Consider the following 16510-nt stretch of genomic DNA (forward strand, 5'->3'; position numbering starts at 1 on the left):
AATCACTCCGGCTTCGTTGTCTCTAATATAAGTGGAATTGCGCCTTGCGCGCCGCGAAGGCACGGCTTTCCTCGCGGAATTGCTCCAGCAGCGCCGGAACATCAACCGAATCCCCGCGGTATACATTGTCTCCGCACAGCAGATCGATGAACGGTCTTCCATTTTCCTTTACAGGAGGCAAGAACGCAAATTCCGGAAATAGCTTCTTCACGGTAAAGAGCAGCTCGACACCTAGCTCTACCGGTCTGAGCGCGCGCTCGTCGAGCACATGCGCATACACGCCTCTGCACAGCTCGCCTTCATGCTTCGAGAAGGACGGCTTGAAGTAGGACGGGCGGAAATATACGCCCGGCAAGCCTTTGGCGTTCATTTCCTTCGCGAGCAGCTCCGCGTCTACGAATGGCGCGCCAATCAGCTCGAACGGAGCTGTCGTGCCGCGTCCTTCCGATAGATTGGTGCCTTCGAACAGGCAAGTGCCCGGATAAAGCAGCGCCGTATGGAAGCGCGGAATACCCATGGAAGGGGGAATCCATGCGCGTCCCGTCTCCGAGATCGTCATGGTCCGGCTCCAGCCCTCGCAAGGTACGACATACAGCTCGGCGCCCAGGTTCGTCTCGCTGCTCGCCATCGTGGCGACTTCACCAGCCGTCAGCCCGTAGCGTACGGCCAGCGGGTAGTTGCCGACAAACGATGTGAATCCTTCCTTCAGCACATTCCCTTCCACCGTCACGCCATCCAGCGGATTCATCCGGTCCAGCACGACAAAAGGCTTGCCTGCCTTCGCGCAGTCTTCTAGCGCATAAAGCATCGTATAGATGAATGTATAATAGCGTGCGCCAACGTCTTGAATATCATAGACGACCATATCGACGGCGTCCAGCATCTCCGGCGTCAGGCGTTTGGAATCCTTCCGGTACAAGCTGTAGACCGGTACGCCGGTCGCAGGGTCCTCATACGTATCGACCAGCGCACCCGCGGCCAGATCGCCCCGAACGCCATGCTCGGGGGAGAACATCGCTGCAAGATGGAATTTCTCATGCAGGATATCAATCGTTGAACGAAACTCCGCATTCAGCCCGGTCGGTGCCGTAATGAGACCAAGCCGCTTGCCGCGGAACAGATCGGCGTAAGCATCGATATTGTCAATTCCGTTTCGTATCATAAGCTTCTCCTTTTGATCCCGGACTACAGCTCGGATTGACGCAAGCGCATCGTCTCGGCTGGAATCATGAATGTCTCCGCATATTCCTTCCTGGCTTCCAGTCCTCTTACGCGGGCAAGAGATTTGTAGTAATCCATATAGTTGAACGACTTGCTGCCCGTCACGAACCAGTGCGTGGACAAAGCTTCGATCCACAGGTCGAACGCTTCTTGATTGAAGTCCACGTAGACATAAGGAACATAGTCAACCGCATCTTCCCAGTTCTCGCCGTAGTACAGCTTCGCTGCAAAATGCGCCGGATGCTCGCGCTCCATCGCCCGCAAACCGGCGAAGAATCGCGCATCGTTGACGATACGATGAGTTGTTGCATGGTCCTTATGCATACTGTTGCAGTGATGCGTAATGATGATGTTCGGCTTCACCTCGCGAATTACATCGCAGACGCGCAGACGAATTTCTTGATCATCCTGAATCTCGCCGTCCGGAATCTCGAATACACGTGCCTCGCCGCCAAGCATATTGGCGAAGGTATGCGCCTCGCGTACTTTTTGCTCGCGGTATTCATTCACGTCCTGCCAGTCCGGCACACCGCGCTCGCCCGCTGTCAGCGCCAGCGTCGCGATCTTGTCGCCCTTCAAGTAATGGCTTGCAAGCACGCCTCCCGCTACCAGCTCAACGTCACCTACATGGGCCCCAATGCCCAGAATCGTAATCGGTTGTCTCTCACTCATGGTTATACAAGCTCCTTCCTCATGATAGCGAATGTTTTCACCGTCTGAAATCCGGCTTTTTCATAGATGCGTATGGCAGGATTGTTGCTGCCTGTATACAACGACATATAGTCAGTGCCAATATTCTGAAAGGCTTCGCATAGACGGAAGAACAGGCTTGAGCCAAGTCCATGGCCTTCATGCTGAGGCGTAACCCCGATACCGGCAAAATAGCCGCGTCCGTTAGGCTGCCTGATCACAGGTCCGGCAAAGCCTGCCGCCTTCCCTTCATGCGCTGCGATAACAACCGGCGTACCCGACTCCGCGCTGCCGCCAATCTCTCTCGTCCATAGCGGATTGCCGAGCGTCTCCAGCATCTCGGCGATGCCGGTATGCTTCGACGTATCCAGCAATTCAACCATGTAACCCTCTGCCGCAGCCTTCTCTTCCTTCGCCAGAATACTCTCCGGCACCTCGAAGCCACCAAGCTTCAGATACATCGCGCATTGCGTCGCCCGTTCCGTGTAACCCTCCTGCAGCAGAAACTGATGCAGGCCGCTTCCGACAGGCACGCCCGGCGCATTATTATGCTCGTGGCAATCCGTATCCGGGATGTACCAAGGCAATTGCATCGGGTTAAAGAACAGGACCTCCGCCTGCCGCTTGCCCAGCTCCAGGAAGCGATCCTCCATAGCCTCCAGCAATCCGGCATACTGTTCCTGCTTATCTGAACCAGAATCCAGCACAATGCAGGTGATATATCCGGCGGCATCGCCAAGCGGGAGCTCGTCTCCCGTACAGCCGCAGGCAAAGCCCGTTACCCGGCCATCCTCCAGCCATACGAACGTGCAGGCGGGGTCGAAGTTGGCATGATTCGTGAAGATCCGGGAGAAGTCCTCTTCCGTCATCTCCTTGTAGCTGTCCTTAACGGCTTCCTTATTCCACAAATCGATCACTTCCGAGCGATATCGCTCATTCCAGGTTGTAATCATGCTGTCCCTCCTCTTCCATGAACCGTTCCTAATACCAAGGCTGCGGCAGGAGCCGCAGCCTTGTAAGCGCAAATGTTAACCTTTGACCGCGCCGACTGTTACACCCTCCAGGAAGTAACGCTGCAGGCTGAAGAACAGAATGAACATCGGAACCGCTGAAATGGTCGCACCCGCCATCATTGGAGCAAAGAACGTCGTGTTGGCAAAGCGGAAGTTTTTCAGACCGACTTGAATCGTCTGCATATCCATGGTGTTCGTGACCAGGAACGGCCAGAAGAACGTATTCCAATTTTCCATGAATGTCAGGATCGCCATAACGGCCATAACGGTTTTGGACAAAGGCATAATGATTTTGGTCAAAATCTTGAACTGGCTCGCACCCTCTACCTTGGCGCTCTCCAATATCTCCTTCGGAATCGAGCTCATGAACTGCTTCGCCAGGAAGATATTATAGACCGTAACGAGAGATGGCATAATGAGCGCTTGATACGTATTCTGAATCTCGAAAATGTTCACGATCAGAATGTACAGCGGCACTTGCGTAACCTGGTAAGGAATCATCATAGCCGCCAGCAATACGGCGAACAGCACGTTGCGTCCTTTGAAGTTGATCTTGCCAAACGCATAGCCCGCCATCGTAGCAAATATGACGTTAGAAACCATAACGACCGTAGCAACAATTAAAGAGTTCAGTAACCAGCGATACGAGTACTCGCTAAAATTGAAGAAAAACTTATACGATTCGAACGAGAACTTGCTTGGCCAGATCGAATAGCTGATCGCTCCGGCTTCTACGGGGTCCCCGAAGGACGACATAATCATGAAATAAATTGGGAACAAAGTCGCTAACGCAAACAGCAGAAGGAGGACAACAATGATCGTGTTGCGTGTATATCTGGCTGCGCGATTTCCCAAGTGGTTGTTAAACAGGGCCAATTCGGGTCCCTCCTTCTACTAGTATTCCACGTCTTTGCCCAGGAACTTGAACTGGATAAACGCGATGATGCCGATAATCAAGGCAAGGATAAGCGATTGAGCCGCCGCTTTGCCGAATTCGAAATATTTGAACGCCGTATCAAAGATAAGCAAGCCCACCATTGTTGTGGAATGGTCCGGTCCGCCGCCTGTCATCAGGTATGCATTCTGGAATACCTGGAAGGAGCCGATAACGCCGGTTACGAGCAAGAACAAAGTGGTTGGCTTCAAACATGGAATTACGATATGCCACATCTTCTGCCAGAACGTCGCGCCATCAATCTCCGCCGCTTCATAGTAGCTTTCGTCGATGCCAAGCAGCGCGGCTACATAAATGATGATGCTCGTTCCGTGGCTGGATAGCCAGGACATCAGCACGAGTGAGAACATGGACGTAGAGCTGGAGCCCAGCCAGTTCTGATTCTCGATGCCGAGAAGTCCGATCAGCTGATTGAGTATGCCGCCCGGCATTGGATCATAGATCCACAGCCATACAACGGACAACGCTACGCCTGATGCTACAGCTGGCAAGTAATAGATCGCCTTGAACGTTGTCTGTGCCCATTTCTTAAGCGGCATAATCATAATGGCAACACCGAAGGAGAGAATCAGCGCAACCGGAACCGTCAGTACCGTATAGACTAGCGTGTTCCACAAAGCTTTGCCGAAGAGCTCGCTCTTGAAGATACTCGCGTAATTGTCAATTCCAATATAGCTGGAGCCTAATGGACGGTATTCCTGAAAACTGATAAGTAGTGCACTTATAACGGGATACGCTGTGAATAGCGCATATACGACGAGCGCTACTGCAATAAATGCGTACGCCCATACGCTATCGCCCTTATTAAGACGATTCTTGATGCTTGATGCTCGAGCCATCATTCAGGACTCCTTTCACTACCGCTAACTTCGCCGAAAACATAATCGGATAGCCCCCCCGATCAGGGGGCGGCTATCCGAGCGTTAATCTTGCCGAATTTTATCGGCGATCAAAACCTCCGCTCAAACGCGGTCGCTCACCCTCGAATGCATACGATGGGATTGAACTGTATTACTCTTGTACAACTCCATCTGCGCCAAAGGCATCGATTGCAGCTTTCTTAACTGCTTCGTACATGTCTTCCGGCGAAATCTCGCCAGCAAGTAAGGCTTGCAGCTTCGGAATGACAACTTCGTTTTCTACTTTGATCGCTTTCGCGCCCAGCTCTACAGGGATGTCAGGACGTGCCGGTGCAGCATGCTCCAGCATCTTCTCTACAGCCGCGATGTTGTCAGGGTTACGAGTGGATTCCATTGTTTTAGCGATTTCACGAGCACTGTTCGTGATATGAGCTGCGAACAGGTCTCCATTTGTTGTAGCTGCTACTTGACCGCTTGCCAGGAAGTAAGCTGCTTTAACAATGTTTGCTTTATGCTCTTCAGTTGGCTCTTTCTTGCCGCGGAACGCTACATATCCGTCGACAACGGCATGGGATACCGCTTCTTGGCCCGCGAAGGAAGGCACTGGCAATGCAATGTAATCTACAGCTATACTGTCCGCAACAGCGCTTCCATCATTTGCTTCGATTTTCTTGTTGTTTTGGTTAGCGGAGTTTTCGAATACCGCCAGTCCTTTACCCGTGATCATCGTTTGGCCAGTCAGGAACATGTTCCAGCGCTTGCCGGCGTCAACGGAGCTCAGCTCTTTCGGCATGGAGCCGTCGTCGATCATTTGGCGAATTGCTTTCAATACTTCCAGATAGTTTTTGCTTGTGTAGGAATACTTATGATCTTTTGTGAATGGCGAAGGCATGCCTGCGTTTTTCACCAAAATGCTCAGGTAATCCTTGGAAGCTACACCAGCTGTTGCGAATACGAAACCGTAACGCGTTTTGCCGTTTTCAGTTTTGACGCCAGCTTTGATCGCTTCACGGAACTCTTCATAAGTCCAGCCTTCTTGCTGTACTTTCTTCCAGTCGATTCCCGCATCTTCAAGCATTTGCTTGTTGCCGCCAATAGAGTGAACTTCCATGTATCCTGGCAAACCGTACAGGCCTTCGCCGTTCTTCATGTATTCCAGCGGAGCTTCGTCGAAGTCAGCTACCATCTCTGGTGTAACAAGGTCTTTAATATCCATCAGCATGCCCATTTGCGCATACTTGGAGATACCGTCGGAGCCCATGAAAGCAAGATCAGGAGGACTGCCCGCGTTTACTTGTGTGTCAAGCTTTTGTGTCATGTCTTCCCAGCTTGCAGGTTCGATTTTCAAAGTCAGGTTAGGATAAAGCTTGTTGAAGTCGGCTTCCATTTGCTTGAAGTTCTCTTGGTACTTAGGAGACACCGGCGGAAGCAGCGCCGTGATGGTGTCTTTCGCAGCTTCGCCTTCCGTTCCTGTAGAAGCGGACGGGCTAGGCGAGTTGCTTGGACCAGCATTGTTGTTACTGGATCCGCAAGCGGAAAGTGCGCCTACAGAAAGCATGAGAGCCAAAACAGTTGCAGCAAATTTCGATTTTCTTTTCATTGCTAAGATCCTCCCTTTAATCATTTCATTCTATATACCCACATCCGGCCAAGCAAGCTTACATTACTTTAGCGCAAACGCGAATAGCTCTCTTCAGGCTGCCTCCGCAATCAGACAGCATCTTCCGCGCCTCATCGGCTTTAAGCCCGGACTTGATCATCATGATCGCCAGCTTGCAGTCCATTTTCGCTTGCTGCAATGTGTCCTTGGCCGTGTCGTGGTCAACCCCGGTCGTCATTCTGATCATGCGCACCGCACGATCATACAGCTTTTTGTTGCTCGCTTTCATATCAACCATCAAGTTATTATACGTCTTGCCCAGCTTCACCATCGTGCCCGTCGTCAGCATGTTCAGCACCAGCTTCTGCGCCGTCCCTGCTTTCAATCTTGTGGAGCCCGCGATTACCTCCGGTCCAACAACCGGCGCAATCGTAATGGAGCTTACTTCGCCAAGCTTCGTTCCTTTGTTGTTGACAACGCTAATCGTCGTCGCGCCAATCTCGCCTGCTCTTCGCAGTCCTTCGATGACGAAAGCAGCGCTTCCGCTTGCGGAAATTCCGATTACCGCGTCGCCAGCTGTTACGCCAATGCGATCGATTAACGCTTTTCCTTCTTCGCCGTCATCTTCACAGCCTTCCACAGCTACCCGCAGTGCGATGTCTCCGCCTGCGATATGACCCTGTACCAATGAGGGATCGGTTCCGAAGGTCGGTGGACATTCTGAAGCGTCAAGCACACCAAGTCTCCCCGATGTTCCCGCGCCGATGTAGAACATACGGCCCCCGCTTGCCAGCACCCGATGAAGCGCTTCCACCGCAGCTGCAATTTGAGGCAGCTCAGCGGCGACCGCTGTAGGCACCGTCGCGTCTTCCTGATTGATGAGTTTCAGCATTTGCTCTGTCGTCAACTCGTCAATCATGGCCGTTTCGGCATTAATCCCCTCCGTCGTTAAGCTTGCAAGATAGTCATTCATAGTGATTCCCCTAACGTGATCATGGCTTGGGTTCGTTTCTGTGTGTCATCCCGAGTGATCGTTTCATTTCTGTTGTGTTGCTGACTCTATATTAAAACTTTTATTTCAATCTCGTCAATAGATTTTGAAATAAATTTTTAAGTTGAAACTTATATTTGGCATTTTATATCACAATTTGTACCCCTTGCACAATCTGTGTCGAACGCGGCACTCGCGGTTTCCCCATAGGAAGCCGTATGGGGACTGCCTTGTAGTTTCCCTCTTGGCTGAAATAAAAAACCACCGTCCCGAAGGACAGTGGTTGTCATCAACTACCATATAGGCAGCTCTGTTATCTTCTCCGCTTGTTTGCAATAATGCTGCGGCTCTTGGACAAATATTTCTTCACTTGCTGATAATCCGCGCTTGCCACCCCGGCAAACAGCATATCGATGATCGTCAGCATCGCGATACGCGAGCCCATCGCTCCGCTTCGGATCGAAATCTCCGGTGTAGAGATGCTGAGCAGCGTATCAGCGCGGCTGGACAACTCGCTCTTGCCGTACTTGGTGATCGCTACGATATGGGCGCCGTTCTTCTTCGCAATCTCCAGCGAGTCCAGAATTTCGATCGTATCGCCAGAATTGGAGATGAAGATCGCCACATCGTCTTTGGTCAACAGCGCAGCAGCTGTAAGCTGGCTGTGTCCGTCCAGAAAGGCATGGCACATCATATTGATGCGCGTGAACTTCTGCTCCGCATCCTGCGCTACCAAGCCGGAAGCGCCGATTCCGAAGAAGATAATCCGCTTGCTCGTGCGCAGTGCATGAACAGCCCGCTCCACGGCTGATCGGTCGAGCACGCTCAACGTATCCTCGATAGAGCGCATATTGTTCCGGCTTATGTTGGAGATGATCGTCATGAGCTCATCTCCAGGCTGGATATCTGTATATTGGTCAACCGAATCCTCGTCCATCGAGCCTAACGAAGCCGAGATGCTGACGATAAAGCTGCGGTAGCCGTTGTAGCCCATCGTCTTGCAGAAACGCAGGACGGATGCATCGCTCGTCTTGCTCGCTTGCGCAAGGCTTTTGATCGAGAGATGCGGAATCTCTTCTTTATTGGCTAATATATATTCCGCGACCAGCCGTTCAACAGGCGTCAGACTGTCTTTGCGTTCGCGGATTTTAATCAAGACATTATCATTAATCGCCATGTGCCGCTCCCTATTCCGTGTCATGTTTTCGCAACTAAATAGTATACGTAATAGCCACAAATTACAAGCACTTTTCGGCACAAACGTTTGCATGAGTATCCAATTTTTAAAATTTTATTTCAAAACTTTTTAGTCATATTGATTTTTATTGTTGAAAATAGCACCGCGTGATATACTGGCCTTACTAATGCAGCAAAGGATGAGTGACATGGAGAGAAAGCTTAAAATCGCGATTATCGGCGCTGGCAGCACGTATACACCTGAACTGATGGAAGGCATTATCAAGCGGAAGGATTCTCTTCCACTTCACGAGCTTGCCTTGATGGATATCGATGACCGGAAGCTTGAGATTGTTGGCGGCCTGTGCGAGCGCATGACAACGGCTGCGGGCATGAACTGCCAGGTTGTCAAAACAAAGGATCTCGACGAAGCGCTTCGCGGCGCGGACTTCGTGCTTGGCCAGATTCGCGTAGGCAAGCTGCCTGCACGCGTAGTGGACGAACAGATTCCGCTGAAATACGGCTTGATCGGCCAAGAGACTTGCGGCATCGGCGGTTTCTTCAAAGCGATGCGCACCATTCCCGTTATGCTGGATATTGCGAAACGAATGGAAGAGCTTTGTCCGGATGCTTGGCTCATTAACTTCTCCAACCCGGCAGGTATTATTACCGAAGCGATTCTGAATCATACGAATGTGAAAATGCTAGGCCTCTGCAACGTCCCTTACAATATGAACAAGAGCATCCGCGAAAGCATGGAGCTGCCGAATGCGGAGCTTACGTATATCGGCCTGAACCATCTGAGCTGGGTAACCGCCATCGAGCAAGACGGCAAAGACTACTTGAAGACAGCGTTGGATATGGGTCTGAACAGCGAGACGATGAAGAACATTCCTTCCACCGGCTTCAGCAAGGAGCTTGTCCAGCTGGTCGGCGCAATCCCGTCCTCCTATCTTGAATATTACTACTTCAAAGATAAAAAACTGAAATTGCTGAAGGACGCTGAGCTGTCTCGCGGCGAGAAATGCATGCAGATCGAAGAAGAGCTGCTGGACATCTACTCCAACGCAGAGCTTCATTCGAAGCCGGAGCTGCTCTCCTCCCGAGGCGGCGCCAACTACTCCGAAGTAGCGATCAGCCTCGTGGACGCGATCTTCAACGACAAGCAAGAGAAGCATGTCGTGAACCTGCTGAATCATGGCGCTCTGCCATTTATGGAAGACAGCGATGCCATTGAAGTGACGGCTGTGATCGGCAAGGACGGCGCGAAGCCGATTGCCGTGTCTGACTTTGACAACCAGCATATCATCGACTACATGCGCATGGTGAAGGCTTACGAGCGCGAAACCGTTGCAGCAGCTGTAGAAGGAAGCGAAGCGGCAGCGATGCGCGCCTTGATGATGAACCCGCTGGTAGGCGACTACCAGACGGCACATGATTGCTTCCACGAGCTGAAGGAAGCGCACAAGGACTATTTGCCACAATTCAAATAAGGTGTACAACTAAGGAGCATGACCTGTTATGAAAGGTAATTATGTAATTGGCGTCGACGGCGGCAACAGCAAAACGGATTATTTCTTATTCGATCTTAGCGGCACGCTCGTCGATCATATCCGCTCGGGCACATGCAGTCATGAGCAGTTCAAGGACAGCTATGCCGAAGCCTATCGCGTGATGAACGAACAAATTACGCTGCTGCTATCGAGAAATGGACTATCGATGGAGGATGTAGCTACTGGCGCATTCGGACTTGCAGGAGCGGACATCCCGGTCCAGAAGCGCAACCTCAATGAAGTGGTGGAGAAGATCAGCTTCACCACCTATGCGCTGGACAATGACTCGTTCCTCGGGATCAAGGTCGGCAGCGAAAAAGGCTACGGCATCTGCTCGATCAACGGCTCCGGCGTCTGCACGGGCGGCATCTCGCCTAGCGGCCAGCGCTTGCAAGTCGGCGGTGTCGGCAGCGAGCTGTCCGGCGACGAAGGCGGCGGCTTCTACTTGTCTCGCCGCGTTATTCGCGCGATCTATGACAGCTTCTACCGTCTCGCTCCCGAGACAAGCATGACAGCGCCTGCTCTGAAGCTGATCGGCGTGAGCGACAAGGAAAGCTTTATGGATTATGCACTGGAGCAGCTGATCACACGCAAGCTTCCTTTTACAGAGCTGGTGACGCTGCTGCTCGAATCGGCGGAAAACGGTGATCCTGTGGCATCGGCAATCGTGGAGCATTCCGCGCGCCAGCTCGCCTACTCCACGGTTGGCTGCATCAGCCACCTAGACTTCGATGAGGGACCTGTCGACATCGTCATGGCCGGCTCGGTGTGGGTAAAAGCTGCCTCCCCGATCATGCGCGACCGCTACAAGCAAATTGTTGCGGAGCTGACGGGACGCGAATGCAATTTCATCCTGCTCCAGGAGCCGCCAGCCGCAGGCGCGGTCGTCTGGGCGCTGGAGCTCGCGCACGGCGGTCCGCTCAGCGCGGAGCTGCGCAAGAAAATTGTTGATGCGCTTCAGTAGGAAGCGCTGCGTTGACAGAAGGAGGGCTGCCCGTCGTGGGCAGCCCTCCTTCTATATAGAAGCTGAGTTTCTCTGCTTGCAGCATCCTTTTCCCGCTCGGGCGGCTCTCTAAGCCGAGTTTCTCTGCTTGCAGCTTCCCGTTCCCACCCGGGCGGCTCTCTAAGCCGAGTTTCTCTGCTTGCAGCTTCCCGTTCCCACCCGGGCGGCTCTCTAAGCCGAGTTTCACTGCTTACAGCTTCCTTTTCCCGCTCGGGCGGCCCTCTAAGCCGAGTTTCTCTGCTTGCAGAGAGATTGTCCGCCAACTATTCCGAATACATGGCATAATAAAGTTAAGCTGCGCGCAATCACAAGATACAGTTACTTAAACGAAATGTTACGGAGGCGGATGGATTGGCACAATCGAAGTTAGCGACATATCAGAACATCATTGCCGGTCTTCCCGATCAGCCGTGGCAACGCGAGGACCTTCTAATAGAGGACTTACTTTTGAAGCAAGAAAACGACCTTTCCTTGTACTACGCACCCTACGATTACGTGAATCCTGCTGCTAAAGTCACCATCGTCGGCATTACGCCAGGTTTTACTCAAATGTCGCTTTCACTCCTTCAAGCCAAGGATGACCTGGCGTCCGGGATCAGCCTATCCGATATCGACCGGAGAGCAAAGTACGTGGCAAGCTTCGCCGGAACGATGCGCCGCCATCTGATAGACATGTTGAACGAGCTCGGCTTGCCGGAGCTGCTTAATGTCTACGATAGCAGCGAACTATTCGGAGACCGCCGTGAGCTAATTCACACGACTTCGGTCATTCGCTATCCCCTGTTCCGCAAAGGAGACAACTACACTGGCCATAATCCGCGGATGCTATCATCCAATCTCATTCGCAAGTATGCACTACATGACTTTGCCAATGAACTTGCAGCCGTGAAAGACTCCATTGTTATTCCGCTCGGCAAATCCGTCTCGGACGTATTGCGTTACATCGACGACGAAAAACCGCTCCCCGGGGAACGGCTCCATGAACGCTGTTTATTCGACTTCCCTCATCCTTCTGGCGCCAACGGCCATCGCAAGAAGCAATTCGAGCTGCTGAAGGAACATCATAAAGAAATTTTGCGGCGCAAGTTGAGAAAATCCTATAGCAGCGAAATGGACTCCCCAACACAAGATAGTCAGACTTGCCGTACCAGACATTCACTTTGAATTAATAGGACAATGCATTCAGTATCACGACAAACGAAAGAAATAGGATCAAGCCAGTCAGCACTGCCCCCCAACCCGTTTGATTGGCGGTATTTCTGCCTTCTTTTATATTTTTGAGCAGCTTTACGGTATTGATGTATAGCATCATACCCAAGATAGGTATGATAAAAATCAAATAGATCACAAACATGTCCTCCCCCTAATATGCCCTAATTCAAAACCCCGGCCAGGCTGAAACACTAATTTGTGACCTATTATACCGAACCCCTTTACATCTGCCTACCTTTGTTCATTTTTCCGATCCACTAACCCTAACTCATTTCTCCCCCTCAAAAATCCTCCTGAATCAAATCCGCATTAATCCCGATCGCGGCCTTGCTGCCCTCTCCCGCCGCAATAACAGCCTGCGCAGGCGCGATGACTGAGGAATCGCCAGCTGCGTATACGCCGTACACGCTCGTACGACCTAACCGATCAGTTTGTATGCCGCCCTGATCATTCACCTCGCACCCAAGCCAATCGCCAAACAGAGCGGCCTGCCGCCAGATCGGCGACACGAAACCTCCGGAGCAGCGCACCCGCGAGCCTTCCTCCAGGCGAATAGAATGCAGCTCTCCATCCTTCCCCTCCAGCTCCACGATTCGCTGTCTGGTCAACCGGATTCCGCGACTCTGCAATTTTTGCAGTTCTTCATGGGATAATGTACGTCTTGCACCATTGGTGCACAGGATCAAATCCTTGCTCCATTGGTAAGCCAGTCTGGTCAGTGTAAATGCGTTCATGCCGTCAGCAATTACAATCAACGGGCGGTCACGCAGCTCCCACCCATCGCAGTACGGACAGTTGAACAAGCTTCGGCCGTAATAGCTCCCGATACCCGGTATCTGCGGCAGCGTCTCCCGAAGCCCCGTCGCCAGCAGCACCTTGCGGGCAGCATACCATCCGCCATCCCCTGTCCCTATATGAAACCCGCTACCCGCGCGCCGAATATCCGTCACCCGCTGCCGCTTCACCTCCACCGTTGAGTAGGCGGCAAGCTCCTTCTGGGCCAACTCTCTCAGCTCGCTTGGCTTCACGCCATCCCTGGTCAGAAAGCCGTGCGTATGCCGGGTTGCCGCATTGCGCGGCCGATTATCATCGAATAGAACGACGCTTCTTCTGGCTCTACCGAGCACCAGCGCGGCATTCATCCCTGCCGGGCCCCCGCCGATAATGGCACAATCCACTGCCATGCTCCAACCACCCTTCCTGTCCTTGCCCGAACTCAAAAAAGATCCCATCTAATTATGTATATCAAGGGCCGGAGTGCGTCATGCTTTTATGACCACCGATCGAGAGCAAAAAAATAACCCGTGCATCCAGCACGGGCTCCGAACAAAGGGTTAAAAATGAACGAACGATTGCAATTGAACGATTATGGTTGAACCTACTAATCACAGTACTACTGCTTACGCTGTAGATGCTCTTATAGAAAAGCGTGCAGCAAACGATCGACCGCCAAAGCAGCGTTCACTTCTGTGCATACTTGAATCGGTGAGCCGACCAATGATCTGCGGCGCAGATCGGCCACCGTCATGCCCGCGCACAGCTCGCTGTCGCAAATGACCTTGACATTCATCTGTTGCGTGGTCACGATCGACGGATCTTCCGCTATCAATATGGTAAGCGGATCATGAATCGGAGCTGCATCGATAAAGTAGTTGCTGGTGCGATAGAAGTCGAAGTAGAAGCGATGCGATTCCCGGATGAAATCGACAACCTCCGCATTTCCTTCTCCACATGCTTGCTGCAGCCTGTCCAGATGCTCGCCCGTCAGCAGCGTCTTCATCGTCACGTCGAGACCGACCATCGTAAGCGGAACGCTGGAAGCAAATACAAGCTCAGCCGCTTCAGGATCGCCCCAAATGTTCGCCTCCGATACGGGCGTGATATTACCGGGAACGCCTACCGCTCCACCCATTACGTATACATGCTTGATTCTTCCGCATACGGAAGGGTCCTTCTCGATCGCATGCGCCAGATTCGTCAGCCGGCCCAGCGTCACCACGATTAGCTCGCCTGCGAGCTCCTCGGATTTGTGCAATATGAAATCTGCCGCCGCTTCGTCCAGCGGCTGCTGGGCGGAAGCTGCTACCTCCACATTGCCAATCCCGTTCGCGCCATGAACATGCGTGCCAAATTCCGGCTTCCCCCGTTTGAGCGGCTTGCCCGCTCCCTTGGCAACCGGCACCTCATAAGCAGGAGCCGCCAGTGCGATCATTCTTAACGTATTGTCCGTCGCCTGATCTACGTTAATGTTCCCGAACACGGTCGTAATCCCTTCCACCTTAATAGAAGGCGATCTCAATGCATATAGAATGGCAAGCGCGTCGTCGATGCCTGTATCGGCATCAATGATCATTTTTTTCATCTGTCTCACATGCAGCCCTCGCTTCTCATTCCTGAAAGTATGCCTGTACTTCCGCCATCGTCGGCATGCCATCCTGCGCCCCGAACTTCGTAACGGCGAGACCGGATACCTTGGCGGCAAAAGCAACTGCGTCTCCGATACTACGGGCCGCGCTTATATCATAGGCTAATCCCGCATTAAATGCATCCCCTGCGCCGGTTGTGTCAACAACTTCCATGCGATAGGCAGATTGGCGCTGCAGCGAGCCGTCTCTCCGCTTCCATAATGAACCTTCCGCGCCTAACGTCGTCACGACGCAGCCTACTCCGCTCTCCAGCAGCTTGTCTACCGCTTCTTCCAGCGAGCGCTCCTCAAGCGCAATCCCGGTTAGGGCTTCCAGCTCCGTCCGGTTCGGCGTAATGACATGCACACGCTTCAGCAGACTCTCCGGCAGCGGACGAGCCGGTGCCGGATTCAGGATAACAAGCTTGCCATATCGATGAGCCAGCCCCGCGGCATACTCCACCGTCTCCAGCGGAATTTCCAGTTGAAGCAGAACTGCGTCCGCAGCTTGAATGAGCGACTCGACCTGCTTGATGTCGGGAGGAGCCAGCTTGTCATTCGCTCCAGGCACCACCACAATATTATTTTCGTCCGGTGTCAGCGTAATCGAAGCTGTGCCGGTGGAAGCTTGCTCCGTGATTTTAATATAGTCGCCGTTCACTCCATTGTCGGCCATCGCCGTCATGAGCGTACGGCCGAAGGAGTCAAGACCGACTGCTCCGACCATCGTCACCTGCGCGCCAAGACGCGCGAGGGCAACCGCCTGATTGGCTCCTTTGCCGCCGGGAATAAAATGAATCTCGTCGCCCAGAATCGTCTCCCCGCCTTCAGGGAATCGAGACGTCTTCACGACGATATCCATATTCATGCTGCCTACGACGACAATATTCGGCTGCTTCATACGGCGTTGGCCTTTCTGTAGACCAAGCGCTCCATGAGCAGCGCTACCGCGCGGCTATGATCGACATCCAGACAAACCTCGACGTTGCCGTTCTCGTCGAGTGTCGCAATCGTCTGCCCCGTCTGTGGACGATGATCATAATCCACGCGAATGTTCATGCGCTCCGTGCGGACGAGCGTACGGTCGATCAGCAGTGCGATCGTAAGCGGATCGTGCATAAACGACTTCTCTTCTTTCGCAAATTCGAACCATTTGCCGATCATGCGGGCAAGCGCCATATTCAGCGGATCGCCGGATTCATGCAGCTTCGCTCTCTCTGCTTCCGTAATAATAACCTTAAGCGTCACATCAAGCCCCGCCATCAGGATCGGAGCGCCGCTGCGGAATACAAGTGAAGCTGCCTCTGGATCGCAGACGATGTTGTGCTCTACGACCCGCATATGCTTGCCGTTATCGCCTAGACGGGTCACACCGCCCATAATGACGATTTCCTTCACATTCTGAGCCACTCGCGGCTCACGAATTAAGCAAGCCGCAATATTCGTCAGCGGACCGATCGCAACGAGCGTAATCTCGCCGGGGTTGCTCATGACCGTGTCGATCATGAAATCGACTGCATGACGGTCTTCATATTCCAAGTGATCATCCTCCGCCAGCAGACCGTCGCCCTCATGGCCGGCCATCCAGATCTCGCGGTTGTCCAGGAGAGTCTTGTTGAGGCCCGCGTATACGCGCACTTCGGGATGCCCGCCATATTGCAGCATCTTCTTCGCCATGCGAGCACGCAGATCTACGTTGCCGTAGACTGTCGTGACGCCCTCAATTTGAATTTCTTCCGAATGCATGGCCAGTGCCAGCGCCATTGCGTCATCCACGTCGCTCCCGATATCGGTATCTAGTATAATTCGTACCATAATGTCCGTCTCCTTAG

Annotated in this window: 17 protein-coding genes; 3 read left to right on the plus strand and 14 right to left on the minus strand. The window is 52.7% G+C overall.

Annotated elements, in window-relative coordinates; genetic code table 11:
- Positions 1 to 22 precede the first annotated feature (22 nt).
- From ACFVSO_RS26010 to ACFVSO_RS26045, 8 genes are all read right to left on the minus strand, one after another.
- Positions 23 to 1162 carry an exo-beta-N-acetylmuramidase NamZ family protein gene (locus ACFVSO_RS26010; RefSeq protein WP_387479617.1) on the minus strand — a complete coding sequence of 380 codons (1140 nt, stop codon included), beginning with the start codon at positions 1160 to 1162 and terminating at the stop codon, positions 23 to 25.
- 23 nt (positions 1163 to 1185) lie between these two features.
- Positions 1186 to 1893: a PIG-L deacetylase family protein gene (locus tag ACFVSO_RS26015; protein ID WP_387479619.1), complete on the minus strand. Its 708-nt coding sequence runs from the start codon at positions 1891 to 1893 to the stop codon at positions 1186 to 1188.
- 2 nt (positions 1894 to 1895) lie between these two features.
- A complete protein-coding gene (locus tag ACFVSO_RS26020; protein WP_387479621.1) occupies positions 1896 to 2864 on the minus strand; it encodes a GNAT family N-acetyltransferase in 969 nt (322 codons plus the stop codon).
- Between the two features lie 75 nt (positions 2865 to 2939).
- Positions 2940 to 3800: a carbohydrate ABC transporter permease gene (locus tag ACFVSO_RS26025; RefSeq protein ID WP_387479623.1), complete on the minus strand. Its 861-nt coding sequence runs from the start codon at positions 3798 to 3800 to the stop codon at positions 2940 to 2942.
- Positions 3801 to 3818: 18 nt separating this feature from the next.
- Positions 3819 to 4718, minus strand: coding sequence for a carbohydrate ABC transporter permease (locus ACFVSO_RS26030; RefSeq protein ID WP_387479721.1), 900 nt, complete (start codon positions 4716 to 4718; stop codon positions 3819 to 3821).
- Positions 4719 to 4890: 172 nt separating this feature from the next.
- Positions 4891 to 6339: an ABC transporter substrate-binding protein gene (locus ACFVSO_RS26035; protein WP_387479625.1), complete on the minus strand. Its 1449-nt coding sequence runs from the start codon at positions 6337 to 6339 to the stop codon at positions 4891 to 4893.
- A gap of 58 nt (positions 6340 to 6397) precedes the next feature.
- Positions 6398 to 7312: an N-acetylmuramic acid 6-phosphate etherase gene (murQ, locus tag ACFVSO_RS26040; protein ID WP_387479627.1), complete on the minus strand. Its 915-nt coding sequence runs from the start codon at positions 7310 to 7312 to the stop codon at positions 6398 to 6400.
- A gap of 331 nt (positions 7313 to 7643) precedes the next feature.
- A complete protein-coding gene (locus tag ACFVSO_RS26045) occupies positions 7644 to 8507 on the minus strand; it encodes a MurR/RpiR family transcriptional regulator (RefSeq protein WP_387479629.1) in 864 nt (287 codons plus the stop codon).
- Between the two features lie 208 nt (positions 8508 to 8715).
- Between ACFVSO_RS26045 and ACFVSO_RS26050 the strand changes: the two genes are divergently transcribed.
- Positions 8716 to 9999, plus strand: coding sequence for a 6-phospho-beta-glucosidase (locus tag ACFVSO_RS26050; protein ID WP_387479631.1), 1284 nt, complete (start codon positions 8716 to 8718; stop codon positions 9997 to 9999).
- Positions 10000 to 10027: 28 nt separating this feature from the next.
- A complete protein-coding gene (locus ACFVSO_RS26055; protein ID WP_387479633.1) occupies positions 10028 to 11023 on the plus strand; it encodes an N-acetylglucosamine kinase in 996 nt (331 codons plus the stop codon).
- On the opposite strand, the gene ACFVSO_RS26060 is transcribed toward ACFVSO_RS26055, so the two are convergent.
- Positions 10980 to 11249, minus strand: coding sequence for a hypothetical protein (locus ACFVSO_RS26060; RefSeq protein ID WP_387479635.1), 270 nt, complete (start codon positions 11247 to 11249; stop codon positions 10980 to 10982). The genes ACFVSO_RS26055 and ACFVSO_RS26060 overlap by 44 nt on opposite strands.
- A gap of 164 nt (positions 11250 to 11413) precedes the next feature.
- On the opposite strand from ACFVSO_RS26060, the gene ACFVSO_RS26065 reads away from it, so the two are divergent.
- On the plus strand, positions 11414 to 12226 hold the full coding sequence (locus ACFVSO_RS26065; protein WP_387479636.1) for a uracil-DNA glycosylase family protein: 813 nt from the start codon (positions 11414 to 11416) through the stop codon (positions 12224 to 12226).
- A gap of 1 nt (position 12227) precedes the next feature.
- Here the strand turns inward: ACFVSO_RS26065 and ACFVSO_RS26070 are convergent, their stop codons facing one another.
- The 5 genes from ACFVSO_RS26070 to ACFVSO_RS26090 form a co-directional block, all read right to left on the minus strand.
- Positions 12228 to 12410, minus strand: coding sequence for a hypothetical protein (locus tag ACFVSO_RS26070; RefSeq protein ID WP_387479638.1), 183 nt, complete (start codon positions 12408 to 12410; stop codon positions 12228 to 12230).
- A 145-nt stretch (positions 12411 to 12555) separates the two neighbouring features.
- Positions 12556 to 13458 (minus strand): NAD(P)/FAD-dependent oxidoreductase, encoded by a 903-nt coding sequence (locus ACFVSO_RS26075; protein ID WP_387479640.1) that lies wholly within the window; start codon positions 13456 to 13458, stop codon positions 12556 to 12558.
- Positions 13459 to 13691: 233 nt separating this feature from the next.
- Positions 13692 to 14636 carry a nucleoside hydrolase gene (locus tag ACFVSO_RS26080; RefSeq protein ID WP_387479722.1) on the minus strand — a complete coding sequence of 315 codons (945 nt, stop codon included), beginning with the start codon at positions 14634 to 14636 and terminating at the stop codon, positions 13692 to 13694.
- Between the two features lie 25 nt (positions 14637 to 14661).
- Positions 14662 to 15579 (minus strand): ribokinase, encoded by a 918-nt coding sequence (gene rbsK, locus ACFVSO_RS26085; RefSeq protein WP_387479642.1) that lies wholly within the window; start codon positions 15577 to 15579, stop codon positions 14662 to 14664.
- Positions 15576 to 16493, minus strand: a complete 918-nt coding sequence (locus ACFVSO_RS26090; protein ID WP_387479644.1) for a nucleoside hydrolase — start codon at positions 16491 to 16493, stop codon at positions 15576 to 15578. The genes rbsK and ACFVSO_RS26090 overlap by 4 nt, the downstream gene beginning before the upstream one ends.
- Between the last annotated feature and the right edge of the window lie 17 nt (positions 16494 to 16510).

The sequence above is a fragment of the Paenibacillus sp. NPDC057967 genome (assembly GCF_042887015.1).
GTDB lineage: Bacteria > Bacillota > Bacilli > Paenibacillales > Paenibacillaceae > Pristimantibacillus.